Annotated in this window: 10 protein-coding genes; 3 read left to right on the plus strand and 7 right to left on the minus strand. The window is 71.8% G+C overall.

What is annotated here, in order from left to right:
• Positions 1 to 62: 62 nt before the first annotated feature.
• The gene (locus LL946_RS07065; RefSeq protein WP_404386192.1) at positions 63 to 2255 is read right to left on the minus strand and encodes a transglycosylase domain-containing protein; all 2193 of its coding nucleotides are present in this window, start codon (positions 2253 to 2255) and stop codon (positions 63 to 65) included.
• 253 nt (positions 2256 to 2508) lie between these two features.
• Here LL946_RS07065 and LL946_RS07070 point away from each other — a divergent pair, with 253 nt between their 5' ends.
• Together LL946_RS07070 and LL946_RS07075 are read left to right on the plus strand one after the other, a co-directional pair.
• Positions 2509 to 3090 carry a PadR family transcriptional regulator gene (locus LL946_RS07070; RefSeq protein WP_404386194.1) on the plus strand — a complete coding sequence of 194 codons (582 nt, stop codon included), beginning with the start codon at positions 2509 to 2511 and terminating at the stop codon, positions 3088 to 3090.
• Between the two features lie 71 nt (positions 3091 to 3161).
• Positions 3162 to 4253, plus strand: coding sequence for an inositol-3-phosphate synthase (locus LL946_RS07075; protein ID WP_404386196.1), 1092 nt, complete (start codon positions 3162 to 3164; stop codon positions 4251 to 4253).
• 91 nt (positions 4254 to 4344) lie between these two features.
• On the opposite strand, the gene LL946_RS07080 is transcribed toward LL946_RS07075, so the two are convergent.
• The 3 genes from LL946_RS07080 to LL946_RS07090 form a co-directional block, all read right to left on the minus strand.
• Entirely contained in the window at positions 4345 to 5025 is a 681-nt protein-coding gene (locus LL946_RS07080) for a hypothetical protein (protein WP_404386198.1), read from the minus strand.
• A 16-nt stretch (positions 5026 to 5041) separates the two neighbouring features.
• Positions 5042 to 5932 carry a hypothetical protein gene (locus LL946_RS07085; RefSeq protein WP_404386200.1) on the minus strand — a complete coding sequence of 297 codons (891 nt, stop codon included), beginning with the start codon at positions 5930 to 5932 and terminating at the stop codon, positions 5042 to 5044.
• Between the two features lie 256 nt (positions 5933 to 6188).
• On the minus strand, positions 6189 to 6797 hold the full coding sequence (locus tag LL946_RS07090; protein WP_404386202.1) for a M23 family metallopeptidase: 609 nt from the start codon (positions 6795 to 6797) through the stop codon (positions 6189 to 6191).
• A gap of 221 nt (positions 6798 to 7018) precedes the next feature.
• Between LL946_RS07090 and LL946_RS07095 the strand changes: the two genes are divergently transcribed.
• Positions 7019 to 7234: a biotin/lipoyl-binding carrier protein gene (locus tag LL946_RS07095; RefSeq protein ID WP_404386204.1), complete on the plus strand. Its 216-nt coding sequence runs from the start codon at positions 7019 to 7021 to the stop codon at positions 7232 to 7234.
• 12 nt (positions 7235 to 7246) lie between these two features.
• On the opposite strand, the gene LL946_RS07100 is transcribed toward LL946_RS07095, so the two are convergent.
• The 3 genes from LL946_RS07100 to LL946_RS07110 all read right to left on the minus strand — a co-directional run bounded on the left by LL946_RS07100 (position 7247) and on the right by LL946_RS07110 (position 22540).
• Entirely contained in the window at positions 7247 to 13630 is a 6384-nt protein-coding gene (locus LL946_RS07100) for an Ig-like domain-containing protein (protein ID WP_404386206.1), read from the minus strand.
• 112 nt (positions 13631 to 13742) lie between these two features.
• Positions 13743 to 20132, minus strand: coding sequence for an Ig-like domain-containing protein (locus LL946_RS07105; protein WP_404386208.1), 6390 nt, complete (start codon positions 20130 to 20132; stop codon positions 13743 to 13745).
• A complete protein-coding gene (locus LL946_RS07110) occupies positions 20129 to 22540 on the minus strand; it encodes a transglutaminase domain-containing protein (protein WP_404386210.1) in 2412 nt (803 codons plus the stop codon). The genes LL946_RS07105 and LL946_RS07110 overlap by 4 nt, the downstream gene beginning before the upstream one ends.
• Positions 22541 to 22574: the final 34 nt, after the last annotated feature.

A 22574-nucleotide genomic window follows, 5' to 3' on the forward strand; every position in this document is an offset into this window, starting at 1 on the left:
CGGTGCGAACGTGGCCGTGGGTCCACGGGGACCCGCCCGGCGAAAGGCGGGCGCGGTCACTCTCAGCCGCCCCCCGAGGCACCCGTCGTGGGTGTCGGGTCGGGGAAGGGCAGCGTGGCCGACGGCTTGGGCCCCTTGGTCTTGGTCGGGACCGGCACGGGCGGGATGCTCGGCTCCGGGGGTGCCGTCGTGGGCGGGGCCGTGGTCGAGGGCACCGGCTCGGGCTCGGGCTCGGGCTCGGGCTCGCTCGTCCGGGTCGGCTGCTGGGTCTTCTTCGGTTCGGCGTTCTTGTTGATGTATGCCGGCTCCGGGAACTCCTGCTTGTCCATGCCCTTGGTGGCCGCCACCATGAAGTCGGTCCAGATGCGCACCGGGATCGTGCCACCCGTGATGGATCCCCAGCCGGGGACGTCGTTCATCTGGTTGGCCTCCTTGATCGACCCGTCACCCTGGAACATGCCGACCGCGGTCGCGAGCTGCGGGGTGAAGCCGTCGAACCAGGCCGAGTAGTTGTCGCTCGAGGTACCCGTCTTGCCGGCGGCCTCGCGGTCGAGGCGCTCGCCGGCGTAGTCGCCGCTGCCGTCCTCGATGACCTGCTCCATCGAGTAGACGACGTCGGAGACCAGGTCCTCGGGGAAGGCCCGCGAGGTCTTGGGCTTCGCGGCGTAGTCGAAGCTGCCGTCCGTCGACTTCACGGACTTGACGAAGTAGGGCTGGGCCCGCACGCCCTTGGCTGCGAGGGTCGCGTAGGCGTTGGCCATGTCGAGGACCTTGACGCTGTCGCTGCCGAGGACGTTGGCGTAGTTGGGGTTGAGCTTGGTGGTGATGCCGGCCTGCTTCGCCGCGGCGGCCGTCTTGGCCGGCGTGGCAAGGATGTTGAGCTGGGCGTAGACGGTGTTGACCGAGTCGGCCGTCGCCTCCGGCACGGTGACCCGGCCGTAGTCGCGGTTGTTGAAGTTGCGCACGCCGCCGCGACGGTTGAAGTCGGTGGCGCCGGCAGAGTTCGCGAACTCCTCGAAGTACTGCGGGCTGTCGCCGTCGAAGCTGTTGCGGATGCTCAGGTCACCACTTTGCAGGGCGGCGATGAGGGTGAAGATCTTGAAGACGGAGCCGGCCTGCATCGTCGCGTCTGTCGCGGTGTTGAACTGGTTCTTGGCGTAGTCCTTGCCGCCGTACAGCGCCTGGACGGCACCGTCGCCGGGCTTGATCGATGCGAGTCCGACGTTGAGGTTCTTGGCCTCGGCGGGGATGCGCTCGGCGACGGCCTCGAGGGCGGCCCGCTGTTTCGCCTTGTCGATGGTCGTGACGATCCTCAGCCCGTCGCTGGAGATGTCGGCCTCGTCGAGCTTGACCTTGTTGACGAGCTCGTCCTTGACGAGCTGGACGATGTAGCCGTTGGGGCCGGACACCGACGGCGGCCGGTACGGGGCGAACTTCTTGGGGAAGGTGGCGGCCGTGCGCTGCTGTGCGGTCAGCCAGCCCTGGGCCTCCATCGCGTCGAGGATGTAGGCCGAGCGGGTCTGGGCGTTCTTGGTCTGCTCCTCGCCCAGGCGCGGGTCGTAGAACGACGGTCCGCGGATGGCCGAGGCGAGGAAGGCGCCCTCGGCCGGGGTGATCTTGGAGACGTCCTTGCCGAAGTAGGCCTTCGAGGCGGTCTGGATGCCGTAGGCGCCGCGCCCGTAGTAGATCGTGTTGAGGTAGTTCTCGAGGATCTCGTCCTTGGACTGCTGGCCGTCGATCTTGACCGAGATGAGGATCTCGCGCGCCTTGCGCTGCAGCGTCCGGTCCTGGCTGAGGAAGTAGTTCTTGACGTACTGCTGGGTGATCGTGGAGCCACCCTGCGTCGCCTGGCCGCCCTTGACGGCGACCCAGACCGCCCGGGCGATGCCGGTCGGCGAGATGCCGTTGTTCTCGTAGAACTTGCGGTCCTCGGCGGCGAGCATCGCCCGCTGGACGTGGATCGGCACCTGCTTGAGCTTGACCGACTCGCGGTTGTACTCGGAGACCCGGCCGATCTCGGACTTGCCGTCGGAGAAGTAGATGACCGAGGTCTGGGCGGTCGCGACCTCGTTGGGCTCGGGCACGTCCGTCATGGCGTAGGCGATCCCGACACCGGCGACGCCCAGGACGAACAGGGCGAGCAGCGTGTAGAGGAGGCGGCGCGGCCACGACCGCTTCCGGCCCTCCTGGGGGCGGCGTGCCTTGACGTCGCTGCGGCGGCGAGCCTCGGCGCGCGAACGGGGTGCGGTGCTCATGGACAACTTTCGAAGGACGGCAGTACGGACGAGGGCGCGAACCACCGCAGGGCGGGCGCGCCTGCTCCAGTATGCCGTCCCGAACCTGAGTGCGACGTTCAGGAAACCTGCTGGTCACGCTCACGGGCGGGGTGCGGACGTCATGCACCTCACATCGACGATGTATCGCAGCGATATAACTTCGGGGTACAGTCGCACTGACAAGCAGCGAGTTTGTCAGGTGGACCGACCGGCACGGAAGAGGTGGACGAGCGTGAGCAAGCGATCCGAGCTGCTCGACTTCGCCCTCCTCGGCCTGCTCCACGAGGGCCCGGCCCACGGCTACGAGCTGCGCCGCCGGCTCAACGAGGCGCTCGGCGCCTTCCGCGCACTGTCCTACGGCACGCTCTACCCGGCCCTGTCCGGGCTGCTGGACCGCGGTCTCATCGCCCAGTCGGCGGGCGACCCCGGTGCTCGCGGGTCCGCCGGCGCCACGTCGGGCCGCAACCGGATCGTGTACGAGATCACCGCGGCCGGCAAGGAGTCCTTCGAGCAGGCGGCGCGTCGGATCGACACCGCGGCCTACGAGGACGACGGCTTCGGTGTGCGCCTGGCCTTCTTCGGCCGGACCGAGGCCGACGTCCGGCTCCGGATCCTCGAGGGACGTCGCTCACGCGTCGAGGAGCAGCTCGAGACGGTCCGCGCGAACTCCACCCGCAGTCGCGAGCGCATGGACACCTGGACCCAGGCCCTCCAGCGCCACGGCGAGGAGAGCACCGAGCGCGAGGTCCGGTGGCTCACCGAGCTCATCGACGCCGAGCGCCGCCACCCCACCGACCCGGGGCCCCAGCCCTGACAGACCACCCCGGCCACCCGGCATACGCCGGGACGAACGGCACCACACCATCACTGAAGGAGAACACCATCATGGGTTCGATTCGCGTCGCCATCGTCGGCGTCGGCAACTGCGCGAGCTCGCTCGTGCAGGGAGTCGAGTACTACAAGGACGCCGACGCGACCGCGTCGGTGCCCGGCCTCATGCACGTCAAGTTCGGCGAGTACCACGTCAACGACGTCGAGTTCGTCGCCGCGTTCGACGTCGACGACAAGAAGGTCGGCAAGGACCTCTCCGAGGCCATCAACGCCTCCGAGAACAACACCATCAAGATCGCGGACGTCCCCACCACGGGTGTCGAGGTCCAGCGCGGCCACACGCTCGACGGCATCGGCAAGTACTACGCGATGACCATCGACCAGTCCCCCGCGGAGCCGGTCGACGTCGTCCAGGTGCTCAAGGACGCCAAGGTAGACGTCCTCGTGTCCTACCTCCCGGTGGGCTCGGAGCAGGCCGACAAGTTCTACGCGCAGTGCGCCATCGACGCCAAGGTCGCCTTCGTCAACGCCCTCCCCGTCTTCATCGCCTCCGACCCCGAGTGGGCCAAGAAGTTCGAGGACGCCGGCGTGCCGGTCATCGGCGACGACATCAAGAGCCAGGTCGGCGCGACCATCACGCACCGGGTCATGGCCAAGCTGTTCGAGGACCGCGGCGTCACGCTGGACCGCACCTACCAGCTCAACGTCGGCGGCAACATGGACTTCAAGAACATGCTCGAGCGCGAGCGCCTCGAGTCCAAGAAGGTCTCCAAGACGCAGGCCGTGACCTCGAACCTCACGGGCGCGCTGGCCGGCGTGACGGACAGCAAGAACGTCCACATCGGCCCGTCGGACTACGTCGCGTGGCTCGACGACCGCAAGTGGGCCTACGTCCGCCTCGAGGGTCGCGCCTTCGGTGACGTGCCGCTCAACCTCGAGTACAAGCTCGAGGTCTGGGACTCCCCCAACTCGGCCGGCATCATCATCGACGCCATCCGTGCGGCGAAGATCGCCAAGGACCGCGGCGTCGGTGGCGCCCTGCTCTCCGCGTCGAGCTACCTCATGAAGTCCCCGCCGGAGCAGCGTCCCGACGACCTGGGTCGCGAGAAGCTCGAGGCGTTCATCGCGGGCACCGAGGAGCGCTGACCCTCCGCTCGAGAGAAGACAGAGTCCCGCTCCCGGTGTCCGGGGGCGGGACTCTGCCTTCTCTCGACGGCGTCGCCTGCCGGCCCGGTCGTCAGGGGCCCAGGTAGACGACGGCAGCACCGTCGGCGCACCGCAGGAGCGGGCTCCCGGCGCAGGTCACGTCGTACCAGCGCTTCGTCACCGTGCTGTAGACCCGGAACGGTGTCGGCTGGGTGGGGGCGCCCGCCTCGCGGTAGGCCGCGCGGACGGCGTTGGTGAAGGCGCACGACGTGTCGCGGTTGCCGGACCAGGCGCTGGCGACCGCGTCGCTGCCACTCCTGGAGCACCGGCGGGCACCCTCGGGCAGGGACGCCGACGCGGTCGGTGACGACACCGAGGCACTGGCTGAGGGGGTGCCCGGTCCGGAGGGCGTCGCCGACGCGGTCGCCGGGGGTGATGCCGCGCCGGTGTCGCTGGACGACGGCGTGCCCTGCGCGGCCGTCGAGGACTCCGGGGGGTCCGACCCGAAGAGCTGCGCCAGGACGAACGTTCCGATGACGGTCAGCACGACGAACGTCGCGACCATCGCAGCGACGCGCCCCGGGGTCAAGTCGCCGCCTTGACGGGATCCGTCAGCGGCCGAGATGTCGGGCTGCTCCGGCTCCTCGCTCGGCGGAACCGGCGGGAGGTCGGTGCCGACGCCGAGGAGTGAGCCGAGCTCCACCCTGGCGCCGCAGCGTGGGCAGAACCTGGCGTCCGGGGCGAGGACGCCCCCGCAGGTGGCGCAGTTCATGTCGCAGTCTCCTGGGTCAGGGCGCGAGGAGGACGATCGCGTTGGTCGTCGACGTGCAGCGCACCGGCTCGCCGCCGTCGCAGGACAGCGAGTACCACTTCTTCGTCACCGGGCTGTAGGCCCGCAGGCTCGTCGCGCCGCCGGGCGTGCCCGCGTTGCGGTAGGCCTCGCGGACCGCGGCCGCGAACTCGCAGGACGTCCGCTCAGTGCCGGCGTATGCCGTGGCGACCGCGTCGCTCCCGCTCGTCGAGCACCGCCGCGCCTGCGGCGGCATCGAGGTCGAGGCGGAGGGCGACACCTCCTGGGTCGGTGACACGGAAGGAGACCCGGAAGGCGACGCGGACGGCTGCGCAGGGCTGGCGCCCGTCGACGGTGCATCCCCGGACTCCTCGGCGGTGACCGAGCTCGAGGCCGACGACTGGGTCGTCGGCTGGGTCGTCGGCTGGGTGTCGTCGCCGCCGACGAGCCGGGTCAGGGCGAGGGTGCCGATGATCGTGAGGACGGCGAAGGTCGCGACCATCGCGAGGATGCTGCTGCGCGAGTGCGCCGGCGCTCCGTCGTCCTCGGCCATGGGTGCGGAGGGAGGGGCCGTGGCAGGAGCCGGCTCGCGGTGGGCAGTCGCTGGCGCGGGAGCCGGAGCCGTGGGCCGGGCCGTGGGCCCCGCCGCACCGGGGTCGATCCGCGGCAGCTCGCGGGTCTGGCTGAGGTCGTCGGACTCGTCCGGCGCAGGCGCGTGCGTGGAGGGGACGTCGCGCTCGGCGTCGACCTCCGGCGCGGGGGTGGCGGACGGCGGAGACTGCGGGCGGTCCCGTGGCGGGACGGGCGGCAGGTCGGTCCCGACGCCGAGGACGGATCCGAGCTCGACGCGGGCACCGCACTGCGAGCAGAAGGCGTCGTCGACGGGCACGTCGACTCCGCAGGATCGGCAGCGCATGAGTGGTCCTTCGTACACGGGGGCGGCACGCTGGGGTGCCGGGTCATCGGCCCGGACGGCCTGGCGGGACAGGCTGTCGCGCGGCGTCCGGGGGTGGATCGACCCTCCACGGTAACGGCAGGCCGTCACCGGCACGAAACTCTCGCGCCCCCGTGAGACGGGGGCGGACGGCATACCGAGGGCTTTTCCCGGTATGCCGTCCGCCCCCCTTCGTGCGGGACCGCGCAGGTCAGCAGGCGTTGGTGCTCGTGATGTAGTGCACGTCGTTCGGGTCGAACCGGACGCCCTGGACGACGGCGTCCACGACGTTGCCGTCCGCGATCTGCTCGTAGTGCAGGTGCGAGTACGTCTGGCCGCCTGACTGGCCGACCTTGCCGATGACCTTGCCCTGGTTGATGACGTCGCCCGCCGAGACCTCGAGCGAGCCGACGAGCAGGTGCGCGTAGCGCGTCTTCCAGCCGTCGCCGTGCCTGATGAGGACCATCTTCCCGTAGCCGCCCGAGCCGTCGCCGGCGAACTCGACGGTCCCGCCCGCCGAGGCCCGCACGAGCTTGCCCTTGTCGTCGTTGCCGCTGCCCCAGTTCCAGTCGACCGACTTGAGCGGGTTGTGCTGGTGGCCGTCGGACCACGTCCACGCGCTCCCCCGCCACTGCGTGCCGCACTGGAACGGCGCCTTGAAGGCCGGGCGCGTCCCGGCGAACATGACGGACTGCGTCGCCTGCGCCGAGGTGCCGTCGCCGGCGGTCGGAGCGGCGCTCGCGATGCCTCCGCCGAGGGCGGCCACGGCGACCGCGAGTCCGAGGGTGACCCGGCCCGCGCGTGCGGTGATGGTGTTCATGTCGTGCTCCTGTCTGTGGAGGTCGTGCCTGTCGATGTCGTGCCTGTCGAGATCCTGCGCCGGGCTCGGTGCCCGACGTGGTCGAGGCTCGGTCGCGCCACTGCGAAACCGCTGCGAGCGCACTCGGATCGACTGCGAATCGGCTGCGGACGGCGGACGCGACGCGGTCGGGAGCCCGGGCAAGGCGGGGTTACCGGTGCGTAGTGGATACGGTCGGCGGTATGCCGCACCACGTCGTCTCAGACCTCGTCGCCAACGTCCTGTCCATCGCCGTGAGCGCGGGGGACACCGTCGAGGTGGGCGCGGAGATCGCCCTGCTCGAGTCGATGAAGATGGAGATCCCCGTCCTCACCGAGCACGCCGGGACGGTCAGCGAGGTCAAGGTCGAGGTCGGCGACGTCGTCCAGGAGGGCGACATCCTCGCGGTCATCGACTGACCGGAGCCCCTGTCACCACGGCACCCAGTTGGAGCGCACGACCTCTCCGCCGCGGTTGAGCACGATCCTCGCGTCACCGGCGAGCGCCTTGTCGAAGACGCAGTAACCGGCCCAGGTGTAGCCGTTGCCAGCGGGCCCGACATTGACCGGGGAGGAGCTGGTGAAGTCTCCGGCGGCTCCCGAGGAGTGCTGGCACGTGATGGTCCACGACGTGTTGCCCGGGAAGTCCCTGATGTCGAAGTCCATCTTGGGGCAGCCGCTGGCACAGCTGCCGCCGCCGATGCCGCTGCCGTTGGCCCGCACGTTGTAGATCTCGGGGTTCTTCGGCTCCGGGACGGTCGTGGCGCCTCGCGGCCCCGCGGCTGGGCTCCACCCCGTCGGAGTGGCATGCGCCCGGACCTCGAGCTGGTGGGTCTCCGAGTAGCCGAAGGTCTGGCTGTGGCTCTGCCGGTTGTCCGGTGCCCGCCAACCACGACCGTCGAACGTCCTGATCTCGACCTGGTCGATGGCCCGGCCGTTGGTGCGCAGGTCCCAGCTCCACGTGATGGTGCGGCCACTCACCGACGCCGTGAGGTTGACCGGTGACAGGGTGTCGCCGTAGGGCTGGACCTGGTTGCTCGTCGCCTCGCTCGACTGTCTGCCGCCCGTGTTGACCGTCCGCACCTTGACCGTCAGCGGGTCGATGCCCATGTTCGGCAGGGTGAAGCGCACCGTCGAGCCGGGCGCGCAGCCGCACGTGTGGGTGCCGGACTTGCCCCCGCCGCGCCACTGGATCGACTGGAAGCCACCCGCCCGGGGCTGTCCGACCTGGACGTCGACGACGACGGACTTGTCGGGGTTCGGCGTGCGCGCGGTCACCGACGGGTTGCTGGGGACACCGACGGAGGTGTAGGTCCAGGGGGTGCCCTTTGGCGACTCGAGGTCGGCGCCGTTGGTGGCCGTGACGGTGTACCCGTAGCGCCGGCCGTCGTAGGGGATGGTGTCGGCGAGGGTGCGGGTCTGGGCCCCGACCCGGCCGATCTGGGTCCACCTGCCGTCGTCGACGTTGCGGTAGACGGTGTAGTGCTTGAGCGGCGGACCGTTGGGGTTGGCCTGCTGGTTCCACGACACGGTGATCGACTCGGAGTCGTAGCCCGCACCCGGTCCACGGGTCGCACCGGTGACACCGGTCACCGCCGGGGGCGTGCCCGCGGACTGCATCTCGACGGCGGGGCCGAAGGGACCGGCGCCCGCGCCGTTCCACGCCTGGACGGCCACCGAGTACGGCGTGTTGTTGTCGAGGCCGGACACCGGCGTACTCGTCGCGCCTCCACCCGCCTGGACGGTGCGCGCACCGGCGCCGGAGCTCGTGGGGATGAGGCGCACGACGTACTTGGTGATCGCCGAGCCCTTGTTGGGGGCAGGTGACCAGCCGACGACGAGCGTGCCGTCACCGCGGGAGATCATGTTGACACCGGAGGTCGCCTCGGGCTTGGTGTCCGGGCGCACGACGTTGCTCGGGCTGCTCGGTGGGCTGTCGCCGATGGCGTTGCGGGCGAGCACCGTGAAGGTGTAGTCCTCGCCGTTGGTCAGACCGGTGATCGTGCACGGCGACGACGAGCACTCGAGGGTGCTCGAGCTGCCACCGGTCCAGCGGACGACGTAGGTCGAGATCGTCACGCCGCCGTCGTACGAGGGCGCGTTCCACGAGACTCGGGCCTGCCCGCCGGCGATCCGGTCGGCGATGGCGCTCACTCCGGTCGGCGCGATGGGCTTGCCGCGCATCGTCACGGTGACGCGCCCGGCGGCGGTCCGGTTCGGGCCGTCGGCGACGAGCAGCGAGACGGTCGCGGTCGGGCTCGGCTGTGCGGTGGCGCGCAGGGTGAGGGTGCAGCCGCTGCGGGAGACCTCGATGCCGGAGCCGCTCTCGAGCGCGGCCGCCTGGATCGAGCACGACGGCTTCTCGAGCGGGGAGTCGAGGTAGCGGCTCACGTCCACCGACTCCGACTCACCCTCGTTGAGGCCGTCGACCGAGATGGGTCGCAGTCGGGGTGGGCCCAGGACGGCCAAGGGGTCGTTCGCGTCACCGGCCGCCGCTCCGGCGACGTTGCCCGCGGCGTCGCGACCAAGGACGCGCACAGGGAACTGCACGGACGGCATACCGGGAGAGGTGACGGTGACCGACCCCGTGCCGGAAGGCGCGCGCTCACCGGCACGAAGGGTGACGAGGCGCCCGCCGGTCTCGGCCTGCTCGAGCTCGGCGCCCTCGGCCTGCGGCTCCCACTTCACGTCGAAGCGGACGTCGTCGAGGTTCATGCCGAGCGGCAGCCAGGCGCGGCAGTAGGTGGGGATGTCGACCTCGCGCGCGCGTCCGCCGGCTGCGAGCACGAGGGGTGCGTCGGGGCAGCGGAGCAGTGGCACCTGGGGTCCCACCTGGACCGGGATGGACACGTATGCCGTCCGCACGTCCTTGTCGTCGGGGCTCTCCTGGTCGCTGACCTCGAGCATGAGCGCACCGGGGCCGATGTAGCCGCCCTTCGACGTCAGCTCGATGGTGTCGGTGCCCTCGGCGACCGCCTCGAGCGACTGGGCCGGCGAGGCCGACACCGTCGCGGCGGCGGTGATGCTCACGGCCTTGCCGCGCGGGGACTTCACGTGGTCGGCGAGCCGGACGGTCTTCGTCGAGTCCTGGTCGATCTCGATGAGCGCGCCCTCGACGACGAACGGCACGCCGTTGTCCCCCGCGGGCACGTGGATGAGGGCCAGCGCCCGCGCCTGGTCGTCGTCCTCGATGACGTAGGGGACGGCCTGAGGGTGGTCGAGCAGGGTCACCCGGACCTTGCCGTTCTCGACCCTGCCCTGCGGGGACAGCACGTCGACGATCCTCAGCGTGGCGGGATCCGAGTCGATGTCGGTGTCGTTGGCGAGCGCGTCGACGAGGGCCGTCGTCTCGCCCGGGGTGGCCCTGGCGACGTCGTCCTGCGCGATCGGCGGGTTGATGTGGCCCTTGACGCCGCGCACGAGCACCGTCGTGCGCGACGGGTCGAAGATGCCGTTGTCGATGCCGTAGACGAACTGGTGGGTGGGGACGTCCGGCTCGGGCGTGAGCGTCGAGACGGTGTTCTCGTCCTCGTCGACCTTCCACGAGCCGAGGACGTCGCCGGGGTTGAGGTCCTCGTACTCCATCCGGACGGCGTCGCCCCGGGCAATGAGGTCGTTGCGCAGGACATGCGCGGTGACGCGCTTGCCCGGCGCTGCGACGACCTCGTCCTCGACGGCGACCGGCGGCTGCGGGTCGCCGGGGCGCACCACGCCGACCCGCACGAAGGCCTGGCTCGTCGCGCCGAAGCGGTCCTGGACCTCGTAGCGGATGAGCTCGGTGCCCGCGGCGTTGGGGTAGCCCTCGTAGCGGATCGTCGACGGGCCGACGGAGACGACACGTCCGAAGGTGAGGTCGAGCGCGTCGGCGTCCTTGCCGACGATGCCGCGCATCGTCACGGTGTCGCCGTCGGGGTCGACGCCCGTCGACGGGATCGTCAGGGTGACCGACTCGCCGGCGGTCACCGAGCCGGAGAAGCTCCGGGCGATCGGGGCCTGGTTGGGCGTGGCGCTGGTCGGCAGCGGGGTGACGGTGACCGTGAGGCGACCGGTCTTCGCCCGCTCGGGTGCGCCCTCGGCATACGCCGCGTACTCGATGACGACGTCCTTGGGCGCGCGGAGCCCGGTGAGCTCGGGGACGTAGCGGATGAGGTTGCCCGAGGCGAAGGCCCGGGCCTCGGCGCCACCGAGGACCTTGACGCTCGCGGGGTCGAGCACGAGCGGGATGCCGTCGGCCATGGTGTCGTTGTCGAGCACGCCGACGGACACGCTGTCGCCCTCGCGCACAGTGGCCCGGTCGTCCTCGACGGTCGGCGCCGCGCCGGCCACCGGCGGGCGCTGGACGACGTTGATCCGTCCGGTGGTGCGCTTGGTGCCGTCGCTGATCGTGTACTCGACCGTGCCCTGACGGCTGCCCTCACCCGAGATCGGCGAGGGCTCGAGGGCCTCGATCCGCACCCACCGACCCTGGTAGATGGTGGGACGCAGCCACCCGTTGTTGCCGTCGACCTTGGCGCTCTGGGTGACGACGACGTCGGCCCGAGGGCTGTAGTCGTTGGCGAGGACGTCGACCATCGTCGGCGCCTGGTCGCGCAGGGTCGCCCCGTCGGGGACGGCGACGGGTGGGGCCTCGGGGTCGGCCGGCTCGACGACGTCGATCCGGATGCGACCGGGAGAGACCGTGCCGCCGGACTGCGCGGCATACGCGAGCTCGGTCGTCCCCAGCCCGTTGGGCGTCACCGTGACGACACCGGTCGTGAGGTTGGTGTCGACGTCGAGCGGACCCGAGGGCGCGATCTCGCCCGCGAGGCGGAGGCGGGCGTCCGGGTCGCCCGGGTCGGCACCCGGGATGTCGTTGCCGAGCGGCTCGAGCTGCACCGGCTTGCCGAGGACGGCGCGCACGACGTCGGGCTGGGTCTTGGGCGCGACGGCGTTGGGCTGTGCGAGGTCGAGCACGGTGAGGTTGACCTCGCCCTTGGTGCTCTGGCGGCCGTCGTTGATGCCGTAGGCGACCGTCGCCGGCCCGGGCTTGACGGGAGCGGTGATGCCGATCCGGTTCTGGCCGTCGATGACCGTGCTCGGGTCGGCCGCGTCGACCGTGAGCGGGTCGTTCTCGCCGTCACGCCAGTCGCCGAGGACCGAGGCGGCGACCCGGCCGCCGGAGACCACCGGGTACGTCGTCCTCGCGAGGTCGGCCTGCCCCTCGCGCACCTTCGGCGGGGTGTTGATGTCGTCGCCGACGACGGTGAGGACGATCCTGGCCGAGCCCTTCTGCTTGGCCTTGCCGTTGCTCACCTTGTAGGAGAACGTGATCGTCGACGAGGACGGGTTCGCCGGGACGTTGACGTCGACGGTCTGGCCGTCGCTCGACACGGTCGCGGTGACGTCGGCGGCGCTCGGGGTCGTGAGGTCCTTGGGGTCGATCGCGAGGATCGAGCCCTTGGCGTCGGTGTCGTTGTCGAGCGGGTGGATCTTGCTCGTCCGCCCGGGGCGGATCCGCAGGTTGTCGGGCATCGCCTTGGGCGGCTGGCTCACCTGGTTGTCGTCGACGACGTTCTGGTCCTTCTTGTCGTTGTCGTCGTCCTTCTTGGTGGGCGGGATGAGCGCGTCCCAGTTGTCGATCTTCTGCTTGGACGAGTCGAGGTCCCAGACGTCGCCGGTGTCGAGCTGGTTGAGGACGACGTTGCCGCGGTTGACGCGGAAGGCGACCCCGTCGCGCACGACCGCCTTGCCGGCGCCGCCGAGCGTGCCCGCGCCCACCGCGTCGCTGCGCCCGCAGTTGGCTCCGTAGAAGACGTTGCCGGTCTCGGCCCACGCGGCGTGCAGGCAACCGCGCAGCAGCACCGGGCGGGTGACCACCGGTGGCTCGACGGAGCGGTTGGCCTGCTCGCGGACCTCGACGCCGCCCGGTCCGCCGCCACCACCGGAGAGCTGGACGGGACGAGCGGCGACCGCGTTGGCGACGACGACCGTGTCGGCGTCGGGCCCCGGTTGCTGGAGGGCGGCGTATGCCGGCCCGTCACCGAGCGCTGCACCGGCGCTGATCGGCTCGTCACGTCCCTCGACGTGGAGCTCGTCCCTGGTGGGGTCGTAGAGGACCCACGTGTCGCCGACCGCGGTGACGTCGAGCAGGGGCGCGCGAACGCTCGTGGGGACGGTGACCGGCTTGGCCATCGCGTCGCCGGCGGGGGCGATGGTGACGATACGTCCGGTCGCGCCCGACGCCGCGACGACGGTGCCACTCGTGTCGACGGCGACGGAGGCGTTGCCGCCGATCGTCGCGAGCGGCTTGGCCGTGCTCGTGATGTCCTGGAGGGACTCGATGCCGTCCTTGGCGTCGACCCGCTGCGCCCAGACCTTGCCGGACCTGGGGTCGACCGTGGCGATCGTGCCACCACGCAGGTCGACGGTCGCGGGGACGAACTGGCCGGGGCGGCTCGGCAGCGGCGCCGGCGCGGCCGCGCCGGAGTCGCCTGACGTGGCGGTGCGCACGTCGATGGGCAGCAGGGTGTTGCCGGTGGCGACACCCACGACCGCGGCGCCGTCCTGGAGGATGTCGACCTTCGAGCCGTCGGCGAGGGCCGTCGCGACACCGGCGTCGAGCTGGCGGGCCTGGGTGTTGAGCCGCCCGAACTTCGCCTGGGCCGACGACGAGACCCACACCCCGCCGTCGCCCACGTCGGCCTCGTGGACCGTCGACCCCTGGCTGGTCACCGCGGCATATGTGAGCACCGAGGCCGCGACCGCGACGACGCCGACCGAGGCGACCCCGCGGCGACCGCGGGGGACGCCCGCGACCCGCCGTGCTGACTGCTTCATGACCCAACCCCACTCAGGGAGGCGGCGACCGCCTCGAACCGACGCCCGCCAGCATGGCACGCGAACGGGTCCACGTGGATGGGGAGAACTCCCCTCCTCAGGTGGGTGCGCACTAGTAGTTCGGCCATGGATACCAGTCCGAGGCGATCGTCCTGCCGTCCTTCCACGCGACGATCCTGACCGGGCCCACACCGCGTCCGAAGATGCACCACGCCGTCACCGTGCCGCTGGCCGAGGTGACGTTCCAGCTGTAGGGGCCGACGTTGCCCGCGCCCGCGGACTGGCACTCGTAGCTCGCGGCGCCCGTCGTGAAGTCCCTGAAGTCGAACCTCACCTGCGGGCACCCGGGCGCGACCCGGCACGTCCCCACACCGTTGGGGTCGGTGTACATCGGGCCCTGTCGGACGTTGTAGATCTCCGGGGCCGGCGGGTCGTCGGTGCGACGGGTCATGTCGAGCGCCGGGGACTCGCCGCCCTCGGAGTAGGCCCGGATGCTGATCGTGAGGTTCTGGGCGAAGTTGCCCCGGGCGGAGATCGAGGTGATCGGGCTGCCGTCGTAGGACGCGTCGCCGGTGACCCGGACCCGGGTGATCGGCCGGCCGTCGGTGGGCAGGGTCCAGTTCCACGTGACGGACTGCCCCGAGGTCGAGCCGCCGTTCGGGTCGGGCCGGGGGGTCGGTCCGAAGGGCTGCACCTGGTTGCTGCTGCCCGACTGCTGCGAGCTGCTGGTGCCGTTGCTCGTGCGCACGGTGAAGGTCTTCGGGCTGGTGCCGAGGGCCGAGGTGAGGAAGGAGACCTGACCACCCGAGGGGCAGGTGCCACAGGAGAACGACCCGTTCTCGCCGTCCGACGAAGTCCAGGCCACGGAGGCGAAGCCAGCGGCACGCGGCTGCCCGAGGCTGACGGTGAGCCGGACGCGCTTGTCGTTGCCGTTCTCCTGGGCGCTCACCGATGGCGTCGAGGGCATGCCGATCGACGTGAACGACTGCACGGCACTGTCGGGCGAGGTGAGGTCGGCGCCGTTCGTCGCGGTGACGACGTAGTCGTAGCGGCGGCCGTCGTAGACGACCTGGTCGCTGGTCTGGGTCGACGAGGCCGGCACCGTCTTGAGCTCCGACCACGCGCCACCGTTGACGCGGCGCTTGACGGTGTAGTGCTTGAGCGGCGGACCGTTGGGGCTCGTCGTGTTCCAGGTGAGCGTGATCGCCGCCAGGTCCTTGTTGGCGCCGGGCCCGTCGGCGGTGGCCCGGAAGCCGGTCGGCGCCGGTGGGGTCCCGGCCGACTGCATCATCGTGTCGGGGCCGAACGGCCCGGGCCCGGCCTCGTTGTAGGCCTGGGCGGCCACGGCGTACTCGCTCATGTTGTCGAGGCCGGTGACCGTCGTCGTCACGGTCGACGACGCCGGAGCCGGCACCTCGGCCGTGCGGGGCGTGCCGCCGCTCGTGGGCACGAGCCGCACGAGGTACTTGGAGACGGGCGAGCCCTTGTTCTCGGGCGGCGACCACGTCATCGTCAGCGACCCGTCGCCACGGCTCGCCATCGACACCGCGGTGACCGGGCTGGGCTTGGTGTCCGGACGGGCGGCGTTGCTCGGGCCGCCCGGGTCGCTCTCGCCGACGGTGTTGGTCGCGGTGACGGTGAAGAAGTAGTCCTTGCCGTTGGTGAGCCCGTCGATGGTGCACGGCGAGGCCGTGCAGGGCTGGCTGCCCGTGGAGCCGCCGGTCCACTTCGCGGTGTAGGTGCGGATCGGGGCGCCACCGTCGTAGGAGGGAGCCGACCAGCTCACCCGCGCGCGACCGCCCGCGTCGCGGTCGGCCTGGGCGGCGACGGCGGTCGGCGGGTCGGGACGGCCGAGCATGGTCACGCTCACGGCGCCGTTGGCGGAGCGCCCCGGAGCGTCGGACACGCTGATCGAGATGCGGCCCGTCGGGCTCGGTCGGGGTCCGGCGGCCACGGTGATGGTGCACCCGCTGCGCGAGACGGTGAGGCCGGTGCCACTCGTCACCGTCGCCGCGTCGACGGAGCACCTGGCGTCCTGCAGAGGCGAGTCGAGGTAGGAGCGGAGGTCGACCTGCTGGCTCTCACCCTCCTGGAGCCCGTTGACCGAGATCGGGCGCAGCCGCGGCGGCGGCATGTTGGCGAGCGGGTCGCCCAGACCGGCCTGCTGCTGGTTCGGGTCCCCGACGACGGTGACGTTGACCTGGCCGGTGACGTCGGAGCCGCGGGTGCCGACCGTGAGCACTCCCCTGCCCGACCGGGCGCCGGGGCCCGCGCTCAGCGTGACGACGCGCTCGCCGGCGCCGCTGCGCTCGAGCCGGACGTCGGAGGGCTCACGCTCCCACTCCGACGTGAAGGCGACGTCGTCCATGGTGAGTCCGACCGGCAGCCAGGCCCGGCACAGGGTCGGCAGGTCGAGTGCTCGGGGCAGACCGCCGGCCAGGACGGTGACGGCGGAGGCGGGGCAGCGCAGCAGCGGCACCTTGGGCCCGATCTGGACCGGGACCGAGACGTATGCCGTGTGGACGTCCTTCTGGTCGTCACTCATCTGGTCGGTGACCTCGAACATCACCGACGCGGGCCCGACGTAGCCACCGGAGGAGGTGAGCGTGAGGTTGCCGCCGCCGTCGACGGTCATCGCCAGCTTGTCGCGCGGCGCGGTCGAGACCGTGCTCGCCGAGGTGATCCCGAGGGTCCTGCCCTGGGGTGACCTCACGTAGTCGGCCAGCGCGACGGTCCTCGTCGCGTCCTCGTCCATCTCGATGAGCGCGCCCTCGACGACGAACGGGGTGCCGCCGGCGCCGCGTGGGACGTGCACGACGGCCATCGCGCGCGCGCCGTCCTCGTCCTCGATGACGTAGGGCACGGTGTGCGGGTGGGTCAGGATGTCGACGCTGACCCTGTTGGCCGTGATCCGGGCGTGTGGGGTGAGGACGTCGACGACCTTGAGCGTCGCCGGGTCGGAGTCGATGTCGGTGTCGTTGAGGAGGACGTCGACCGTCGTCGCCGCCTCGCCGCCCCGGGGCTTGGCGACGTCGTCGGTGGCGGTCGGCGGGTTGACCCAGTCCTCCTGCCCGCGCACGAGCAGGCTGGCGCGGGACGGGTCGAACAGGCCGTTGCCGATGCCGTAGGTGAAGTCGTGCACCGGAGCCCCCTCGGCCGGGGCCTTGGTCGTCACGCTCTCCTCGTCGAGGTCGACGCTCCACTGCGACCGCTCCGAGGCGGGGTTGAGCTCCTCGTGCTCGACCTCGACAGAGTCGCCGCGGGCGATGAGGTCGTTGGCCGTGACGGGCACGGTGACGGTCTTGCCGGGCGCGGCCGTGACCGTGTCGTCGATGGCGACGGGCGGCTGCGGGTCGCCGGGGGCGACGACACCGACCCGGACGAAGGCCCGGCTCACACCACCGAAGCGGTCGACGACCTCGTAGTTGATGACCTCGGTCCCCGAGGCCGTCGGGAACGACTCGTAGCGGATCGTCGAGGGTCCGGTGGAGACGACGCGGCCGTGGGTGAGCGTGACCGGCCCACCGTTGGTGCCGACCACACCGGTGACGCCGACGGTGTCTCCCTCGGGGTCGACGCCGGTGGTGGGCACCGTGATCGTCAGCGGGTCCCCAGCCGTCACCGAGGACGAGAAGCTGCGGGCGACCGGGACCTGGTTGGGGCGGGCGGTGCTCGGCAGCGGGGTGACCCGGATGCTGATGCGACCGGTCTGAGCCCGCTCCGGCATCCCCTCCGGGTAGGCGGCGTACTCGACCGTCACGAGCTGCTCGGCCGTGAGACGGCTCGCCCAGGGCACGAACCGCACGACGTTGCCCGACGCGAACGCGTTCTGCTTCACGCCCCGACCGAGGACCTTGACGCTGTTGGGGTCGATCCGCAGTGGGATGCCGTCGGCCATCGTGTCGTTGTCGAGGACCGGGACGGCCACGGCGTCGCCCTCGCGGACGACCGCCCTGTCGTCCTCGACCACCGGGTTGAGGTCGAGCGTCGGCTTCTGGGTCACGGTGACCTCGCCCGTGGCACGCTTCGAGCCGTCGCTCACGGAGTAGCGGATCGTCCCGCGTCGGGTCGAGTCGGCGGCCGACCCGGCTGGCTCGAGGGCGACGACCCGGATCCAGCGGCCCTGGTAGATCGAGGCCTGGAGCCACGAGTCCTCGCTCGTCGCCGCGGACGCGCCCTGGGTGACGAGCACGTCGGCCCGCGGGCTGTAGTCGTTGGCCAGCGGGTCGACGAGGGTCGGCGACTGGTCGCGCAGGGTGGCGGTGTCGCCCACGGCGACCGGTGGTGCGTCGGGGTCCGCGGCCTCGATGACGTCGACCCGGATCCGACCGGGAGCGACACCACCACCGACCTGGGCGGCATACGAGAGCTCGAAGGTCCCAGCGGCCGAGGGCGTCACGGTGACCACACCGGTGTCGAGGTTGGTGTCGACGGTGAGTGCGCCCGTGGCGCGGACCTCGCCCGCGAGGTGCAGGCGGTCGTCGGGGTCGCTGGGGTCGGCACCGGCGATGTCGTTGCCGAGCGGCTCGATCTGGAGGGACTTGCCGACGACGCCACGGATGACGTCGGGCTGGGTCACCGGCGGACGGGCGCGGGTCTCGGTGAGCGCGATGACCTCGACGGGGACCGCACCCTTGGTGCGGCCGCCGCGCCCGTCGTCGGCGACGTACTCGATCCGGGCCTTGCCCGGCTCCGGCGGTGCGAGGTAGGCGAGGCGCCCCTGGCCGTCGATGCTGAGGCGCTCGCCCTCGACCGTCGCGAGGACGGGGTCGGACTCGGGGTCGCGCCAGTCGGCGACGACCGGGACCGCGAGCCGCTTGCCGGCCAGGACCGGGTATGCCGTCCTGGCCAGCTTCGCCTGTCCCTCGCGCAGGAACGGCGCGTTGTTGACGGCGTCGGGGGCGATGCTCACCTTGACCGCCGCCCGCGACTTGGCCTTGACCTTGCCGTTGCCGACGAGGTAGGTGAACTGGAACGGGACCTCGCTGCCGGCGGGGACGGTGACGTCGATGCTCTGGCCGTCGGCGGACACCGAGGCCCGGACGTCGGGGTCGGTGACGGCACTGACGTCGCGCGGGTCGATCGCCAGCACCGAGCCGGCGGCGTCGGTGTCGTTGTCGAGGACGTGGAGCTTGCTCGTGCGGCCGGCCCGCACCGTGAGGTTGTCGGGCTTGGCGGTCGGCGGCTGCTGGGCGACGGCGTCGTCAACCAGGTTTTTGTCCTTCTTCTTGCTGTCCTCGTCGCGCTGCGGCGGCGGGATGAGCGCGTCCCAGTTGTCGATCTTCTGCTTGTCGCGCTGGATGTCCCAGGCCGAGCCGTTGTCGAGGTCGTTGAGGACGATGACGCCGCGGTTGACCCGGAAGGCGACCCCGTCACGCAGCGGGGTCTCGCTGATGTTGTCGATCGTCGCGGTCGGCACCGGGTCCTCGCGCCCGCAGTTGGCCGCGTAGAAGACCTTGCCGACCTCGGACCAAGCGCCGTGGACGCAGCCACGCAGGACGACGGGGCGGGCCGGCAGCGGGACGGCGCCGCTGCGGTTGATCCGCTCGGCGACCTCGATGCCGCCGCTCGGGGCCCCACCGTCGAGGCGGACCATGCGCAGGGCGTTGCCACCGGCGACGGCGACCACGTCGGCCGAGGCTCCCGGGAGCTGCAGCGCGGCATACGCGGCCTCGCCCTCGCGCGCGGCGAAGCCGGCCGCCACACCCTCGGTGCGACCACTGCTGTGGAGCGCGTCGCGCTGCGGGTCGTAGACCGCCCACGTCGACCCGAGGGCGGTGACCTGGAGCCGGTCGCTCTTGGCACCGCTGGTCTCGGTGACGGGCTTGGCGAAGGACCGGCCGCCGGGCCGGATCGTCGTCACGGTCCCCTTCGCCCCGGACGCGACGTGGATCGCGCCGTCCTCACCCACCGCGAGGACGGCGTCACCGCCGACGGTCGCGAGCGGCTTGGTCGCGGCACCGAGCCCGCTGAGGCTCTCGACGCCCTCCCGGGCGTCGACCCGCTGGCCCCACACCTTGCCCGACCGCGGGTCGACGGCGGCAAGCGTGCCGCCCCGCAGGTCGACCAAGGTCGGCGCGACGCGGCCCGGCTCGCGGGTGGGCGCGCCCGGGGCCGCGGCAGTCTCCTCACGGAACTGTGCGGTGCGCACGTCGATCGGCTGGAGCTGGGAGGTGCCCTTGGACCACGCCACGACGGCGCTGCCGTCCTGGAGGATGTCGATCCCCGACCCGGGGGCGGCGTCCGACGCGACACCGGCGTCGAGCTGTGAGACGGCCTTGTTGAGCCTCCCGAACTTCGCCTGGACGTCGGAGGTGATCCACACCCCGCCGTCGCCGACGTCGGCCTCGTGCACGGTCGCTCCCTGTGAGGTCACCGCGGCGTAGCCGAGCATCGACGCGGCGAGAACGACCACAGTCGTCGAGGCGATGCGGGCCCGGCTCCGGCCGTGACGGAGCGACCGGCTCCCAGGTGTCGACCGGGTGCGGCGCACCGGCTTCACGCGGATCCCTCGGCGCCGCGCGTGCGGCGCAGCGACGGCAGCGCCGGGAGCCGGCGCTGGGTCGGGTGCGGGCGCCGGTCACGTTCGAGAAGGGGCCGGATGCTCACGTCGGAGCGCAGCCGGCGCCACCGGCTGACCGAGCCACGCAGCTCCCTGCGGACGGCGTCGGCCTCGTCGAGGAGGGTCGTGGCGACCTCGGGGCCGGGCTCGCCCGGGCCGAAGACGGCGGCGTTGGCGCCGACGGCGATCGGCTCGGCGCTCACCGCCTCCGGGAAGGCCCGGGCCTGCTCGAGACGGGTCGCGCCGCGGGGCACGGCGACCCCCAGGCTGCGGGCGTCACTGACGAGGTCACGCCAGACCCACGCCGCTCGGGACGTCGTCGGCCCGCTCGTGGCGTGCCGACGGCGCCGCCTCGCCTTGAGCCAGCGGATGAGGCCGTAGGCACCGAGCGCGAGGAGGATCGGCAGCAGGAGTCCGGCGACGAGGACCTTGAGCCACAGCGGCCAGGCGCCGAAGTCGAGCGGGTTGCGCTTCTTCTTCTTGATGTCCGTGGCGTTCTGCGCCTGGTCCGGGCCCTGGAGGACGGACGGCGGGTTGACGCCCGCAGGTGGCGGCACCTGGGCGCCGACCTTCTGCTCCTCGGACTTGAGCTGCTGCTCGTTCGGCTTCTTGTTGCGGTCGGGCAGGAAGGTCGAGGGGAGGAGTGCGTGCCAGGTGCCGTTGTCGACCTTGACCTCGACCCAGGCGTGCACGTCCTTCCCCTTGACGACGCCCCCGCCCTCGGGGATGGCGCCCATGACGACGCGGGTCGGGATGCCGAGCCGGTTGCCGGCGAGGGCCAGCGTGGAGGCGTACTGCTCGTCGTTGCCGGCGAGCTGGGTGGAGCCGACGAATCGGCTCAGCCGGCTGAGGCCGTGGCCCGGGAGGTAGACCTTCTCGTAGGAGTTGGCCGTGCCGCCGTCGGTGTAGGCGCCGTCCGAGCTCATCGTCTGCGCGACGGCGACGAACTTCTCCCAGGGGCTGCCGGCCTGACCGCTCCACGCGTCGAGCCTGGCGTCGAGGAAGCTCGTGTCCTCAGCGACCTGGCCCCCGCTCTCGACCGGCAGCTCCTTGGGCAGCGTCGTCGACCAGCTCCTGGTGAGCACGGCGTCGAAGGAGTAGGTGTCGCCCGGCCGGACGAGGGCGGGCACGACCGCGGTCTCGGTGGCCGTGTTGAGCCACAGCGCCTCGGCGAGGTCGTCCCCGCGGGCACCGTCGAAGCGCACACCGGTGGCCGAGCCGGCGACGGGGAGCCAGGCGCCTTCGTAGCCACCCTCGGGCACGGTGACGCGCGCGGTGACCTTGTCGCCGGTGACGCGCGGGGCGATCCGCGAGCCGACCTGCTGGAACGGCGTGCCGTCCATGGCCCGGTCGGCGGCGCCCCACACCAGCCCGTCGTAGTTGTCGAGGGTGGCGAAGCGCAGCGGGGTGCCCTCGGGCAGTCCGCTGACGCGCAGGATCTCGGCGTCGTAGAGCTCGGCCCAGTTCGGCTCGGTGTAGCGACGGAAGCCGGAGAGGGGGGACGTGAACTGGGCGACGTCGTAGGGCGGGGTGAGCCGGTCGCGCACGACCGCGCGAGCCGAGGTCTCGTCGGTCCCGGGGAGGAACTGGCCGAGGAAGGTCCCGGCGAGGGCAGCGACGGCGATGAGGGCGATCCCAGTGACGGCGCGCGCCTGGCGCCCGGCACCGTTCTGCAGGGCGGCCCGGGTGCGGGCGGCCCGCACGACGAGCCAGAGGATGAGCACGAGGGCGAAGAGGACGCCCTGGACGAGCTTGGCAGCAGGCTGCTGGGTGCCGAGCGCGATGCTGCCGACGAGCAGGACCACGGGTGCGACGGCCGCCCCGCCGACGCTGCCGAACCGACGTGCGACACCGTAGGTCGCGGCCGAGCCGAAGAGTCCGGTGAGCCACGGCAGCGCCACCAGCGGACCGCGGGCGTCGACCGGGGGAAGCAGCGTGAGCCATTCCTTCCACCCCGTCACCGGAGTGACGGCGAGGTCGGTCAGGGTCTGGAGGCTGGGGACGAACCCGGCGATGAGGTCACCGCGGACGGCGACCGGACCCCCGAGGACGAAGTGGACCGCCACGAGGGCCAGCACGGTGGCGAGCAGCGGCCACGCCCTCGTCAGCGCGACCTGGGTGACGAGGATGCCGAGGACGACGCCGACGGTCGCCGCGAGGATCCACTCCCAGCCGATGAAGCCGGTCCGGAAGCCGACAAGGGCGATCGCGACGAGCACGAGGGCGAAGGCGAGGTCGACGAGGGCCTCGCGGGACGGCATACCGAGGAGGGAGGGGCCCGAGGACGGCTGGCCCCCGGCCCGGTCCTGGGCCCGGGAACGGCGGCTCGCGGTGGCGTCGACGCTCATTCGGGGTCCCCGCGAAGTATCTGGGGGAGCGCAG

It is taken from the genome of Knoellia locipacati (assembly GCF_044791685.1).
In the GTDB taxonomy this organism is placed as follows: Bacteria; Actinomycetota; Actinomycetes; order Actinomycetales; family Dermatophilaceae; genus Knoellia; species Knoellia locipacati_A.